At 41.9% G+C, this 15,233-nt stretch carries 10 protein-coding genes and 1 pseudogene; 2 read left to right on the forward strand and 9 right to left on the reverse strand.

Going from position 1 to position 15,233, the window contains the following annotated elements:
* Positions 1-220: 220 nt before the first annotated feature.
* Together BJP37_RS30190 and BJP37_RS37795 are read left to right on the forward strand one after the other, a co-directional pair.
* A complete protein-coding gene (locus BJP37_RS30190) occupies positions 221-1,909 on the forward strand; it encodes an SLBB domain-containing protein (RefSeq protein WP_229415497.1) in 1,689 nt (562 codons plus the stop codon).
* 92 nt (positions 1,910-2,001) lie between these two features.
* A complete protein-coding gene (locus BJP37_RS37795; RefSeq protein WP_075904441.1) occupies positions 2,002-2,178 on the forward strand; it encodes a type II toxin-antitoxin system HicB family antitoxin in 177 nt (58 codons plus the stop codon).
* Positions 2,179-2,550: 372 nt separating this feature from the next.
* On the opposite strand, the pseudogene BJP37_RS30200 reads toward BJP37_RS37795, so the two are convergent.
* The 9 genes and pseudogenes from BJP37_RS30200 to rpsG all read right to left on the reverse strand — a co-directional run bounded on the left by BJP37_RS30200 (position 2,551) and on the right by rpsG (position 14,882).
* Positions 2,551-2,919 (reverse strand): annotated as a pseudogene (locus BJP37_RS30200) (SCO5389 family protein).
* Positions 2,920-3,255: 336 nt separating this feature from the next.
* Positions 3,256-3,660 (reverse strand): type II toxin-antitoxin system VapC family toxin, encoded by a 405-nt coding sequence (locus tag BJP37_RS30205; protein WP_075904443.1) that lies wholly within the window; start codon positions 3,658-3,660, stop codon positions 3,256-3,258.
* Complete coding sequence (locus tag BJP37_RS30210) at positions 3,660-3,902, reverse strand: hypothetical protein (protein ID WP_075904446.1); 243 nt, start codon at positions 3,900-3,902, stop codon at positions 3,660-3,662. The genes BJP37_RS30205 and BJP37_RS30210 overlap by 1 nt, the downstream gene beginning before the upstream one ends.
* A gap of 532 nt (positions 3,903-4,434) precedes the next feature.
* The gene (locus tag BJP37_RS30215; protein WP_075904448.1) at positions 4,435-7,500 is read right to left on the reverse strand and encodes an RNA-directed DNA polymerase; all 3,066 of its coding nucleotides are present in this window, start codon (positions 7,498-7,500) and stop codon (positions 4,435-4,437) included.
* Positions 7,497-9,953, reverse strand: a complete 2,457-nt coding sequence (locus tag BJP37_RS30220) for a 3'-5' exonuclease (RefSeq protein WP_075904451.1) — start codon at positions 9,951-9,953, stop codon at positions 7,497-7,499. The genes BJP37_RS30215 and BJP37_RS30220 overlap by 4 nt, the downstream gene beginning before the upstream one ends.
* A 571-nt stretch (positions 9,954-10,524) precedes the next feature.
* Positions 10,525-10,842 carry a 30S ribosomal protein S10 gene (gene rpsJ / locus BJP37_RS30225; protein WP_008179644.1) on the reverse strand — a complete coding sequence of 106 codons (318 nt, stop codon included), beginning with the start codon at positions 10,840-10,842 and terminating at the stop codon, positions 10,525-10,527.
* Between the two features lie 98 nt (positions 10,843-10,940).
* A complete protein-coding gene (gene tuf, locus BJP37_RS30230; RefSeq protein WP_075904453.1) occupies positions 10,941-12,170 on the reverse strand; it encodes an elongation factor Tu in 1,230 nt (409 codons plus the stop codon).
* A 23-nt stretch (positions 12,171-12,193) separates the two neighbouring features.
* Complete coding sequence (gene fusA, locus BJP37_RS30235) at positions 12,194-14,269, reverse strand: elongation factor G (RefSeq protein WP_075904455.1); 2,076 nt, start codon at positions 14,267-14,269, stop codon at positions 12,194-12,196.
* Positions 14,270-14,411: 142 nt separating this feature from the next.
* Positions 14,412-14,882 carry a 30S ribosomal protein S7 gene (gene rpsG, locus BJP37_RS30240; protein ID WP_008179641.1) on the reverse strand — a complete coding sequence of 157 codons (471 nt, stop codon included), beginning with the start codon at positions 14,880-14,882 and terminating at the stop codon, positions 14,412-14,414.
* Between the last annotated feature and the right edge of the window lie 351 nt (positions 14,883-15,233).

Below are 15,233 nucleotides of genomic sequence, written 5' to 3' on the forward strand. Positions count from 1 at the left end.
GTCAATTGTTATCAAATCCCAACCACAATCAGAGACGTCATAGTAGTGAGTGCGCTTTACCTATAGCTTGCCGATGAAGGGATGAAACCCTAGACCAGATCAAGCTCACCAATAACCAATAACCAATTACAAATGACAGGCCAAAGAAAGCGTCAACGAAGCCTAAACAACCCTAAACACATTGGTGAGGTGGCTTGAGTGACAACATATTCCGGATTTTATGAACAATTTAGTGTGTCTTTATCTAGCAAGAGTCAATATGTTTATGATCAATACAGTTAACCCAGGGAAAAAAAGACCCCTTGATATATTAAGCCAAATTGCTAAGAATCACAGTAGTGTAAAACCAGGATTGACTAGACCAGTGGTGGGTGTAAGCTTACTGGTGGTTTCCGCTATTACCCTACCTATACCTACCCTAGCTCAAATCCCTTCAATCAAGGTACCAGCTTCAACATCCCCGAGCCAGGTACCAGCTCCACCATCCCCGAGCGAGGCACCAGCTCCACCATCCATTGCTGACTTCATTAAGGTGAATCAGAGTAACACGGTATCAGCAGCCACACCCCCTGTGCGTAACTCTTTACCACCAGACAGAGCTTATACCCTTGATGCTGGAGATGTTCTTACCCTGAATATCTTTGATGTTGATGAATACAGTGGTCAGTATCAAGTACTGGTGAACGGTTCCCTTAACTTACCCTTGATTGGTAGTGTATTTGTAAGGGGAAAAACTCTCGATCAAGCTAGCGAACTCGTCACCAGTGCCTTTTCAGTTTACATCAAACGCCCAGTAGTTTCCTTGAGTCTGGTGAAACCCCGTCCTTTAAAAATTTCCGTGGCTGGGGAAGTGAGTCGCCCTGGAGCCTACACCATGGGTCTGAATGAAGGACAGCAATTTCCCTCCCTGACTCAAGCGATTAATTTGGCTGGGGGGGCTACCCTAACAGCAGACGTTAAGCAAGTAGAACTTCGGCGTCTTGAAGGCTCTGGGCAGCGCAATACTTATTATATCAATCTCCAGCAATTGATTAATAGAAGTGATATCAGGCAGGATGTTACCTTGCGGGATGGGGATGAAATCTTGCTCCGAACTACTACTGCTATCAACCCAGAGCAAACCCGTCTATTGTCCAATGCCAGTTTTGCAGCTAATGCCAGCCGTCCCATTCAAGTGGCTGTGGTGGGGGAAGTGGTTAACCCAGGAGCTTATGTGGTCAAGGGAGAAACTCTGGGTAATAATAACATTAACATCGGTAGTGCTGATATCCGTAGCACCAATGCACCACCAACTGTAACTCAAGCGATCGCGATCGCTGGAGGCATTACCCAAGACGCTAATGTTCGCCAGGTTAAAGTGCGACGTTTGACCCAAGGGGGTACACAACAAGAAATTGCCTTGGATTTTTGGCAATTGTTGCGACAGGGTGACCTAACTCAGGATATCCTCTTAAAGGAGGGAGATACAATTCTTGTCACCAAAGCTGACGAAATTGCTCCAGAGGTAGCATTGGCATTAGCAGATTCCAACCTTTCTGCTGCTGCTATCCCGGTCAATGTGGTTGGTCAAGTTAAACAACCTGGTAATATCGAAGTCAAGCCCAATGCTCCTTTGAATGAAGCCTTGCTTGCCGCTGGGGGATTTGATGACGTTCGTGCTGAAAAGGGTTCTGTTGAATTAGTTCGCCTGAATCGCAATGGCACAGTTGAAAAAAGAGAAATTGAAATCGATTTTACGGCTCCAGTTAACGAGGAAACTAATCCGACCTTGCAGCCTAATGATGTGATTATTGTTAAACGGGATGGTGCAGCAACAACTGCGGACAATGTCGAAAGGATTTCGAGACCTGCTAGTGGTATTTTCTCCCTAATTGAATTACCAATTAGATTATTTAATCTTCTATTCTAGTTTAGCTGTCAGCGATCAGTATTAAGCATTCAGCTTATTTGCTGAATGCTTAGTGCTTACCAATTTTAATACTGAGTTTAGAGATAAGTCTGATGAAATGGAGAGTCATTCTTGAGCCTGATCTAGATAACGGAGACTGGGCAGCTTGGTGCCCCGAACTTCCTGGTTGTACTTCCTGTGGTGAAACTCAAGTAGAAGCAATAGAAAATATTCGTATTGGCATTCAGCTCTACCTTGAACCTGCCCCCCTTGAGCTGCCGGAAGGTTAGTGGACAGTAGGTAAAAGTATCACAAAGGTTGCCAAAGCCTCAAGTAATTTGCTATAATTTAACTATGATATTAGTGCCACGACCTTGTCTTAATTAAAATTTCCCGAAAACCAAGGGTTTTGTAGTGACATTGGATCTGGTTCTAGAAATTTAACGGCGCACGAGGAATATTTCTTCGTGCTTTGGGAGATACCCCCTGGCGTTCGAATCAGCTTGCATTGGCGGGCTAAAGTTTATATTGGTAGACTTTGGTAGCTAAAAAGTATCGGTTCTGTGACTTGCGAGGTTATTATTTAATAATATCTATTTTAACCAGAGGCTCTAGTAGCTAGAGCCTCTGGCTAAGTTTTAACAATCGATCAGTTCTGGTGTCTAGTTCAGAATTTGACTGCGGATAGAAATAAAGTCCTGATAAGCAGGTGATTCTAAGGCTTATGGACGAAATATAGCGGTTTTGTGGCAGTTTTGAAAGGCTAACTTGATCCCAAAATAACGTTCGACTGCACCACGAATCGCATCCCCACCTATCATCCGCAATAGCTGGGCTCGATCTTGCTCAGTTGGTGGTGGTACCGAATGCTCTACCCATTCCGCTTCACCCTGTGCCAATTGCTTGGCCAGGTCTTCCACAACTCCAAAGGCATAAGGTAACGATTGCCTGATGCTGTCAATAAAAGCTTCTTGATTAACCTCACCCTCCTGTGCCTGCTTCAAAAGCTCTGGAGTAATGTTCAGTGACATAGGCTTTTCCTGAATATCCCTAATGAACAAAATAGTTATCAGAGGTTCACACTTAGTTGGCTGAACCTCCCAGGGAACAGTATATGGTGATAATGATTATTATTGTTCATAATAATCATTTTTAGTAAAGAAATATTACGATGCAGACGATTAGAGACGTACTATGCTATGCGAGTGGGCTTGGTCAGTGTTGGGAGAATGCGATCGCACCCCATCCTAGTAGCAAAAAGATGACGCGCCAGTAAACCGACTTGCAATGCAGCCAAACTCTCCGCTACTTGGGGAATATCTCACTGAAACTCGATCAAAAACTCCCCCCCTTCTACTCCAGCATGTTTATAGCTGCCGCCAGTTTTCGGTCTGTAAACCAGGCACTCGATCAAATTCCCGCTGGTTTGCAGTAACCATAAGAAGATTATACTGAAGCGCAGTAGCCGCTATCAAAACATCGTAAGCACCGATCGGCTGTCCTTTAGATTTGAGGATGGCACGGATCTGAGCCGCTTGTTGAGCTTCGGTGGTGTTGAAAGGAAGAATCCTCACAGAAGCAAGAAAGCTGGCGATGATCGGTTCAACTTTCTGAGCTTGTTGAGGATTGAGTGCCAAGCCATAGCGTAACTCCATGACCGTAATAGCAGAAACAGCAATGTCCCTAGGTGGCGTTTCCTTGAGTCTGACTTGAGTCCCAACTTCACCTTTAATAAAGTCGCTAATGACACAAGTATCGAGAAGATATCGCATCAGAATAATTCCGGTTCACGAGGTGGCAGAAGTTGATCACGATAGGACTCGAAAGCCGGGAAATCAGGAATTCCTTCATAAGACAATACGACATCAGACCACTGGGAAATAGAGCTAGGTGCCGTTTGGATTAGCTGGCGTAACCCTTGCAGAACGAGGGTTTGGATTGGGACATTTGATTGAACTGCTTGGCGAATGAGGTCTTCTTCGAGATCTGGAGGTAGGTCGATGGTAATTTGCATAGGTCAGATTCTTGGTATTAAAGTTTTGAATTTTTATTGAAGTTGAGAAGCTTGCGCTCTATAAGGCATTATTGTCCGAACCTTAGTTCTATGAAAAAAGTTCCTAACCTTACATATACGCAAATTAATGCTGCTCTGTAACCAGACGGATTGATAATGCTTCGTAAACGGAGTAGCCAGATTCTAAATGCTTCCCTCCAGGGCATTTTTAATGTAGCTTCGGTGGCAGAAGCCCACCACAGATCAGCTAATCCTACTTATGTTATCTATGATAGTGACACAAACTAGGTAATCTTGCCGCTAGTGGAGTACGACTATCGTGGAGTACGACTATCAAAGTACCTGTGCTGGGATGATTGACAAGGGTTTACCTGCTATTTTAGCTTAGTGTTTGGCTAGGGGGTTAGAATTTGCCGAGAAAGCTGAAGGTTCTACCCATGTTTGCCAGACATAGGGTACAAAGAGAAGATGGTAAACCGATGATAGAGTATGACTTTTGCTAGTTTTCTCTACCTGTCTAGGCTACAGTTCCTTAATACGCTTCTTGATCACTATCATTTGGTGCTTGTCCACTGTAGTACTTTTGTCGAATGATTTTAGGCTCTGGTAAATCAAATATGTCAGATCGATTACCTTCAAGAGCAAGATTTCTGGCAGTAACGAGCATAGGGTCATTTCTATTAACCTGGAACTCTTCTACAGCTTTAGTTTCAAACTGTCCCAAAATCAATAGATAGTTTTTCTGTAATCTTTCTGGTGGTTTAGATCTAAGAGCAATCTTTACTGCTTCAATATGATCCCTTTGTTTAAAGTCATTATATTTGTGTCCTAGATATAACCAGGTTTCAGTTGCCATCAGCTTTTCGGCAATACTAACTGAACTATCTAAACTAGTAGCAAATTTAACAATCAATTCCCATTCTTGAGCATAGATATTTGGTAAGAAGCGCATTGCCCTGATTGTAACTGCTTTTAGATATTCAACAGGCTGTTCAATCTTTTGATAATGTGTGAGTAAGCTTCTGATTTCAGCTAGATAGCCTTGCTTAGCTAGATTCTCCAGCACATTGAGAGGATTGCGAATAATCCAATAATGTGTAAGTAAAATTTCAATAAGAGATTTAATTACATCTCTAAAACCTAAAACAGAAAGTTTGGTTAACGCAAATCGAATATACTTGATGAGCTTACGTGACCTACCAGAATTATCATCAGAAGCACGTAGTTCGTTCCAATTTTTACAGAAGAGTTCAGATAATTCTCTCTGCAAATCATTTCGACTATCAAGCCAATCAGTGTTAGCACTAATAAATTGATTATACCATTGAATAATCAAGCCGTTATTATGTTTATTTGGTGGTTTAACATATTTTAGTTCTCCCTCTTGATTTAAACGCTGTTTCCTATTTAATAAATCCTTGTATCGACGTGTTGGGTTGAAAAGATATTTATAGATATTACGACTAAGATCTATATTAGAAACATAGATATTGATAGACTTTAAGCAACTTTGGTATAGTTCGATGCAATACCACCACAAATCATCATTATCATAATAAGCGTCTACAAGTATATCACGATGATCAGAATTTGAAATCCAAAGTGGATTAACAATACATTCATACCACTTGTGTAGATGATTGAGGCGATCATCTTCTTGAATTTGCTCTAATAATTCAGGAATACTATTTTTATCAAATATTTCTGTTTTACCTTGATTGAGATTTAAACCTAGATCTTTAAGGTTTTCTTGGACAATAGTTTTTACATCTTCAAGATCGCTTGGATCTGGAATAACAATAACCATATCATCAACAAAGCGATGAAACTCAGCATGCCATTCATTGTCAGAAGGGCTAGAACCAAATTTTTCATCAATAGGAGTTAAGTAAATATTTGAGTAAAAACCCGATCCAACATTGCCTTGAGTTATACCTCGGCCAACTGTATGGTCATCAATGTTATTGGATAGCAAAACTCTTATCAACCATCGTAAACGTTCACTTGTAACTCTCAACTCTTTAGCAAGTTCATCACACAGTTTTTTTTGAATAATTCGGGTGTAGTAGGATTCAATATCAATTCTTAAAACTAGACCCTTAATGTTTCTATTTACACTATCTTTTACTCCTCGGATGTAATTACGATAATTATCATACCAAGAAGTATATAAATATTCATTAGAAGTATCTTGAATCCTGTATGCATAGCTTACTGAATTTAATCTGGATGCTCTACTGCCTAATTTCTGAATAATGGCCACGGATAAAATTTCTTCTTCAATCCGTGAAAGTCCTCTTGGACGAGTCTTTTCCACATTCTTAGGAAATTTATAAGACATGCTTTGATCTACTAATGATGAGACAACATCACTAGCATAAGCACATAATTGTTCTTGTAAATTTAAAATATTTGAATCTAAATTAGTTTCAAAAATACGCAGTTCAGTCTCATCATATAAAGACTCCGATAATAGATTGCGACGTGCCCTGGCCCAGGCTAATTTGAGATTCTTACGACTGATAACTTCTTCCCAATCTTTATCTTCTGCTCGATCTGCACTCGATATTGTCTGAAAATCAGCATAAAAATTAGTTTCATTATTTACTTTTTCTTTTTTTTTATCTCTACAATAGCAGTTTTGTGGATTTTCAAAATAAACAATATGATTATCTGAACTAATTTCATCAATAGTATGTCGATTACCTACAATTTGATGTAGGGTTCTAATCATTTCCTTAATTCTTTCCTCCAAAGTTACTTTACTCTTTGTTTCCAATTGCACTTGGTGTTCCATATTTTTAGTTCCAATAGTGACAAGGTGCATCACATCAATTGGCACAGTTTCTATCAAGTGTTTGTAAGCCAGAGCTTCAGAAGTTCCAAGACCTAAGTTATCCTCTGTAGATGAGCCGTCAATATCAATACCTAAAGACCTTAGTTCATCATAATCTTCTTGATGAGTTCTGTAGGTTTGACTGAAGGGAGAAATAACATTTAACTGCATTACTAAAACATTGGAAAAACAGGGTAGTTCAGATGATGACAGTTCACTCTGTAGAAATCTTTCTATTTTAGCTGTAGCATCAGGAAAACCCTTATCTATATATTTAAATTCTATATTGACTAGATCAGAACAAGATGATTTTAAATTTTTCATCATCTTAATATAAAGACCAATAGCCCGGAAGCTTGGATCGATTCCAATAAAAAGGATATTTACTTCATTGGTAAGATCGCCTTTCTCCTTTAGTTTAATAACTGTTTCTAAAAATGCTGCAGAACCAGCACCAGCACCACAACCCACATCTAAGACACAGACTTTTTGTCTATGTGTTAGCCAAGTTATAATTTGTTCTGTTCCAATAATGGACTCTAATGTATGTGCTGCTTTGAAATAATGTTTATGAAATAAAGCATAATATTGGAACGCAATATGTTTCCAATCAGTTTTGTGAAGTTTATTTTTTAAGTTCTTGTAGGCTACAGTTTTGTATCCCTTGGCTTGCTCAATACCATCAAGCCACTCATGTACAGCAGTGTAAGCATCGGCAACAATAGGATGAAAAGGGCGATATTTAGGTGGTTGTTCAGTCACTGAATGCACTCCTTTGGTATTTGATTAATAAAGTTACTAATTTCTTTGGAAAAACCGCTGGCATCTTGGGAATAAGCTGATATAAATAACCTCTGTTTTGCCCTAGTCATAGCCACATAAAACAACCGCCTTTCTTCTTCAAGATTATTATCACGAACACTAAAATAATTAGGGAATTCATATTGAACAGCACCGGCAATGAAAATACTGTCAAACTCTAAACCTTTGGATTGATGAACTGTGATAATTGGAACTTGATTATTGTCTTGAGAAACTCGATCTAAGTTTTTAGCAAGAGCGGTAAATTCAAGAATGCTACGTAAAGCTGTGTCAGGGTGCAAATTTAGATCGTCCTGTGCTTGGAAAAACCGTAAAAGATTGTGGATATTTTGTAGGCGTTTCTTTTCAGATTGATAATAATTATATAGTCCAGATTCTACAAATAATTTATCCAGCAAATCTGAAGGTCTTAATGATTGACTGACATCGCGCCAGTGCTCTAACTGTTCAGCAAGTCCTTCAAATAGCTCACCATAACGGTACACTAAAGCTTGACGATAATCCGCTCTTCGTTCAACCAAAGGTATGAGTAGCGCCAACAAATCAATCGTGGTTTCCACATCATTCATTGCCTTATGGCTAGGTAGGTGGGTAAGATTGAGATGCTCTGCCAAAACTTCCAAACTGTAGCGTTCAGATTCAATGAAACGATTCGCTAGTTCTAGGGTGTCCTCCCATTGCAGCTTTTTTGGATAACTAACACCAGCTTTTTGAGCTTGAGCTGCCACCATCTTAATATCAAAGCCCACATTGTGTCCAACTAGCAGAGAATCCCCGATAAACTTGAAGAATTCACCAAATACATCCTTAGCATTTCTACCATTTTCTGTCAAGAAGCGATCGCTATGTCCGTGTATTCTTTCCGAGTCACCAACGCTGACGGTATTAGTAATGTAAGCGTGAAATATAGCCTGTTTTTTCCCATCAACTAGACGAATTGCTGCAATTTCCACCACTTCATCTTGACTCACTGAAAACCCTGTTGTTTCCACATCAAAAACTGTTACGACTCCAGATGAATAAGCCCTTAAAAGTTCACTAAAAGGATCTCCATCTGTAAATGTACGGCTTGATACCATGTCAGTTAAACTAAATCCACAATTTTTGCCTTGTTCAATTACAGCTTTAATCCTCCCATCACCAATTCCACGACTTGGACGTAGCAACATCCGACGCATTGCCCCTGCATCAAAAGGATTTATAATCAGACGTAGGTAAGCAAGAGCATCTTTGACTTCCTGTCGCATGAAAAATTGGAATCGCTCAACTGTAATACAAGGAATACCCATGCGCTCCAATGTCTGACTGATAATCTCTGTGCGTTTATGGTTACGAGCAAGAACTGCTACTCGACTATAAAAAAAATCCTTTTGCTTACTTGCTAGTTCCTGGATTTGTTCACCAATCCACTCTGCTTCTTTCCACTCATTATTTGCTAAATGGACTTGAATCAACTCACCATCTTTACACTCAGGCGCTGGTGTAATGTTTGTTTGTCGATGTTCAAAGGAATCGGCAAATCCAGAAGCAGCATTAAGCAGGACTTTTGTTGCTCGATAGTTCCTGGTTAAAGAATAGCTTGTAGGATTAAAATCATGATAAAATTGTTTAATTACCTTCTCTGGTTCAGAGCCTCGCCATTGATAAATAGTCTGATCTAAATCTCCAATCATCCCTAAATTACCACTGTTGGCAGCCAAGTGCTTGACAATACCATACTCTGACAGATGGGTGTCTTGAACTTCGTCAACTTGAACAAAATCAAACTTATCTGCCCAACGTTGGCTAATCTCTGGTTCATGGTGTACCATGAGACGAACATAAAATATCAGATCCGCAAAGTCTAAGGCATGACGCTTTTGAAGGATAGTTTGATACTGAGCAGCACCTTGAGCGTAGTTATTACCTAATGGGGCATATAGATTTTCAACCAGATTATCTAGAGATAATTGACAGTTTTCAGCTTGAATTTTGCACTTAACTAAGCTAGAAAACAACTGCTGGGCATCTCTATCTGTAAATACATGGAAAACTTCCTTAACCAATTCGAGACAATCATTATCGTCATAAATCACAAAATCTGTTGGCAGTCCAATCTGACGAGCTTCCATCCGTAGTATGGAGGCACACAAACCATGAAAAGTCTTAATTGTTAGGTGCTGTAGTTGTTCTGGACAATACTGAGATAACCGCCCGCTCATTTCCTTGGCAGCTCGATTGGTAAAGGTCAGGCATAGAATTCGTTGAGGAGAGATACCCTGATTAATTGCACATAAAACCCGCTCTGCTAAAACACGAGTTTTGCCTGTACCAACCGGAGCAAGTACCAAAATTGCGCCTTCTACGTGGCTAGCGATCGCATTTTGTTCTCCGTTAAGCTCGTTGCTGAACATGAAGAGGTGTAACTAAATTTTCATTGTAGTTAATTCTTTGGTGTTGCGTCAGTAGTAGAATGCTTAACCAGAAAGGTAAATTTGTTTATACTTTAAAAATCACTAATCACTGCATCAATGCATCAATAAATATGACATGCACAGGCATTGCATGGTTTTATTTTTAGGAAACCATTCCTTGGATCAGCAACGCCGATTCTTTTTTTCAGGTGATAGTTCAACAATTACTTTCTTTTTACTCTCACAAACTGCCCTATTCCCTCAAGGGCATGAGGGCTACTTTCCTTATCCAGTCTGCTTTATGACTTACTTGTCGCCCCCGCAGGGAGCAGCAATAACAATACCTTTGACCAGGCTTTTGTGTAATATTTGGCTCACTATCTTACTGCTGAAGCCTGGTGTGGTTTTCCCCTTATATCTTTTCTAGTATTTAGACTAGAAGTTGATGAGTTGCGATTTTACTTCTAGTTTAATACTTATAATTTTTGGTTGATTGTCAATTTTCCATTAACAATCAACCAAAGGCGATTAACCATCTTATTTTATCAATGATTACCTGGACTTTCAATCCTTAAAGCTTAACTTCAATATCAACTCCAGCAGGCAAATCCAATTTCATCAGAGCATCAATAGTCTTTGAAGAAGGCTGATAAATATCAATAATCCGTTGGTGAGTACGTGTTTCAAAGTGTTCCCGAGAATCTTTATCAACGTGAGGCGATCGCAAAACACAGTAAATACGACGTCGAGTGGGTAAGGGAATTGGGCCAATAGCTGTAGCATTTGTGCGGTTTGCTGTATCTACAATCTTCTCACAGGAAGTGTCCAGCAAGCGTCGATCAAAGGCTTTTAGTCGAATCCGAATTTTCTGCTGTTGAATAGTTGCCATTTTTTTAATTTTCTAGGTTCTTTTCTTAGCTAAAATAAACATGAATAAAGAGCAGAGAAGCTAGAGCTTCCCTGCTCCTGCTCTATATTAGAGTACTGCTATTCGAGAATCTTACTGACCACACCTGATCCGATGGTGCGACCACCTTCACGGATAGCAAAGCGCATTCCTTGTTCAATCGCAATGGCGTTGATCAGGCTCACTGTCATTTTGATGCGATCGCCTGGCATCACCATCTCAGCTGTAGAGCCATCGTCGGCAGTAAAGGCATCAATAGTGCCAGTCACATCAGTGGTTCGTACATAGAACTGAGGGCGATAGCCAGAGAAGAAAGGAGTATGACGTCCACCTTCTTCTTTCTTCAGGACATATACCTCAGATTCAAACTTGGTGTGAGGGGTGATTGAACCGGGCTTGGCAAGTACCATACCCCGCTCAATGTTCTCTTTTTGGATACCCCGCAGCAGTAGCCCAACATTGTCTCCAGCCATCCCTTCGTCTAGGGTCTTCTGGAACATTTCCACACCAGTTACGGTGGTGTTACGGGTCTCTTTAAGCCCGATGATTTCTACCGTCTCACCAACTTTCACCTTACCCCGCTCGATTCGACCGGTGGCAACAGTTCCCCGACCAGTGATGGAGAAGACATCTTCCACTGCCATCAGGAATGGCTTATCCACATCCCGCTCTGGTGTGGGAATGTATGAGTCTACATTCTCCATCAGTGATAGCACCACATCAGTCCACTCATTGTCACCTTTGCCAATGCTTGGATTCTCGGTCAGGGCGTTTACAGCCATTAAAGCTGACCCAGCCACAATCGGGATATTGTCCCCGTCAAAGTCGTATTCGCTCAACAGTTCCCGAATTTCGAGTTCTACTAGCTCTAGGAGTTCTTCATCATCTACTTGGTCTTTCTTATTTAAGAAAACCACGATGTTAGGAACTCCCACCTGCCGAGCTAGGAGGATATGTTCTTTAGTTTGTGGCATGGCACCGTCAGCGGCAGAAACCACCAGAATTGCCCCATCCATTTGCGCCGCACCCGTGATCATGTTTTTCACATAGTCAGCGTGGCCTGGGCAATCCACGTGGGCATAGTGGCGATTTTCGGTTTCGTACTCCACATGAGCAGTATTGATGGTAATCCCCCGTGCTTTTTCCTCAGGAGCTGCATCAATTTCCTCGTAGTTCCTCGCTTTTGCCTTCCCTTGAGCCGCCAATGTCATAGTAATCGCAGCAGTTAGGGTAGTCTTGCCGTGGTCTACGTGACCAATCGTGCCAATGTTGACGTGGGGTTTATTCCTTTCAAACTTTTCGCGTGCCATGAATTACATGTTCCTTTTTTTTGTTATGCGTTCCCTTGATTCTTAGCAATGATGGCTTCTGCCACATTGCGAGGTACTTCATCATAGGTTTTAAACTCCATAGAGAAAATACCCCGACCTTGGGTCTTAGACCGGATATCCGTAGCATAACCAAACATCTCTGCTAATGGAACTTTAGCAGTTACTTTGGCAATGCCGTCTTCAGAACCCATACCTTCAATTTGACCACGGCGGGAGTTGAGGTCACCCATGACATCCCCAAGGAAGTCTTCGGGCACTTCAACCTCAACTTTCATCATAGGCTCTAGGAGTACTGGCGCAGCCTTCATCACAGCATTCCGCATGGCCATAGAACCAGCAATCTTAAATGCCATTTCTGAAGAGTCTACGTCGTGATAAGACCCATCTACTAGGGTAACTTTCACGTCGATCACTGGATACCCTGCTAGAATCCCTGATTCACAGGCTTCCTTCATCCCCTGTTCAGCAGGAGAGATGTACTCTCTCGGTACAGAACCACCTACAATCTTGGAGACGAATTCAAAACCACTACCAGTATCTCCTGGTTCCAATTCAACAATAACGTGACCGTACTGACCTTTACCGCCACTTTGACGGATAAATTTACCTTCCGCCTGGACTGATTTACGAATCGTCTCTCGATAGGCTACCTGGGGAGCGCCCACATTCGCTTCTACCTTAAACTCTCGCAGCATCCGGTCTACCAGGATTTCCAAGTGCAGCTCACCCATGCCCGCAATCACGGTTTGGTTGGTTTCTGGGTCAATACTGACCCGGAAGGTAGGGTCTTCTTCAGATAGGGCTTGGAGGGCTTTGGATAGCTTCTCCATATCCTGCTTGGTTTTTGGCTCTACTGCCACCGAGATCACTGGTTCTGGAATAAAGAGAGATTCCAAAATAATCGGAGACTCTTCGTCACAAATAGTATCCCCAGTGATAGTATGCTTTAAACCAACGGCAGCACCCAAGTCTCCAGCCCGCAACTCCTCTACTTCAATGCGGTCATCAGCCTTCAAGACAATCAAGCGAGATATTCGTTCCTTCTTACCCTTAGTGGAATTGAGGATATAGCTCCCCTTCTTGAGTACCCCAGAGTAAACCCGCAGGAAAGTTAGGCGACCATAGGGGTCTGCCATAATCTTGAATGCCAGAGCTGACATAGGAGCCTCGTCATCAGCCACCCGCTCGACGGTTTCACCCTTAGGCATAGTACCTTGAATTGGCGGAACATCAATCGGAGCTGGTAGGTAATCAATAACCGCATCCAACAGCAGCTGAACCCCTTTGTTCTTGAATGCAGAGCCACACAACATAGGAACGATTCTGCCCTCAATGGTTCCTTTGCGCAGGGCTTCACGAATTTCCTCTGCCGTGATTTCCTCTCCTTCAAGGTACTTCTCAATTAACGCCTCATCAGTTTCTGCCACCGATTCCACTAGTTTGGCACGGTATTCTTCGGCTTGCTCTTTGACCTCTTCAGGAATTTCTGTATCTTCGATGTCAGTTCCCAAGTCATTGGTGTATATCTTGGCTCGCATCCGCACCAAGTCAACAATGCCTCTAAATTCGCTTTCACTACCAATCGGGATTTGGATGGGAACAGCATTGGAGCGCAATCGGTCACGAACTTGCTCGTAGACCTTGAAGAAGTTTGCTCCTGTGCGGTCCATTTTATTAACAAACGCAATTCGAGGTACCTGATAGCGGTCTGCTTGCCGCCAGACGGTTTCAGACTGAGGCTGGACACCACCTACAGAGCAAAACACAGCAATCACACCATCCAATACCCGCATGGAGCGCTCCACTTCAATGGTGAAGTCAACGTGACCGGGAGTATCGATAATATTAATCCGATGCTCTCGCCAGTTGGTGCTAATTGCAGCAGCAGTGATCGTGATTCCCCGCTCCCGCTCTTGGTCCATCCAATCAGTTACAGCTGTACCTTCATGGACTTCACCAATTTTGTGAACAATTCCGGAATAAAACAGGATTCGTTCAGTTGTTGTTGTTTTGCCCGCATCAATATGAGCTGCAATGCCGATATTGCGTGTTTTATCAAGCGGGATGGTGCGTGCCACGGTTACCTCCTTTGTCTGGTGCCACCATTTCCTCACCAGGTAGCTATCTATTTACAATTTTATACTTTTTTTAAGTTTTTTTAGGCATTTGTGGACATTATCCTATAGCTACCAGGTTCTTGTTCTAGGCTTTTTAGGATAATTAGTACCGATAGTGGGCAAAAGCTTTATTTGCCTCTGCCATTCTATGGGTTTCTTCACGCTTGCGAATAGCATTTCCGGTTTCATTGGCAGCATCCATCAGCTCATTAGCCAATTTGCTAGCCATGCTCCGACCGGAGCGACTTCTGGAGAATTTAATCAGCCAGCGTAGGGCTAGAGTAGTCCCTCGCTCAGCCTTTACTTCCATAGGAACCTGATAGGTTGCCCCACCAACCCGGCGAGCCTTGACTTCTACTAGAGGGGTCAAGTTACGCACAGCTTTTTCAAAGGTTTCTATGGGATCAGCTCCAGTTCTTTCTTCAATGATTTTCATTGCGTCATAGATAATTCGGTAGGCAAGGGATTTCTTGCCATGACGCATGAGTCTACACCCCAACATACAAATCAGGCGACTGTTATAGACTGGGTCAGGGGGGACAGGACGCTTTTTAACAACTGAGCGACGAGACATAAGTAAGCTTAAGAAAAAATCAAAAATACAGTGTACTATTAAAAATTACCCAAGGCAAATAACTACACTCCTGTGATTAACCCTAGTGTGATTAACCCTGGTGTGATTAACCCTGGTGATACAGTTAGCTTTTGACACTCCCGTCGCTAAATCGAACGCGCCCCGCGTCGGGCAAAGCCCGTAGATTATAGCGTTCGCGTAGCGGCTCCTAGGTCGCTGGGATTCTTAAGAATTTTACACTCTTAATGGCTGAGCCAAACAGCCTCTAAACCCTCCAATAAAATTATTGGGCTTACTTTTTAGATTTTTGGTTTATGCTTGATTCAGAGGCTTTTCAGCTTGCGCACAAAC

The sequence above is a fragment of the Moorena bouillonii PNG genome (assembly GCF_001942495.1).
Lineage (GTDB): Bacteria > Cyanobacteriota > Cyanobacteriia > Cyanobacteriales > Coleofasciculaceae > Moorena > Moorena bouillonii.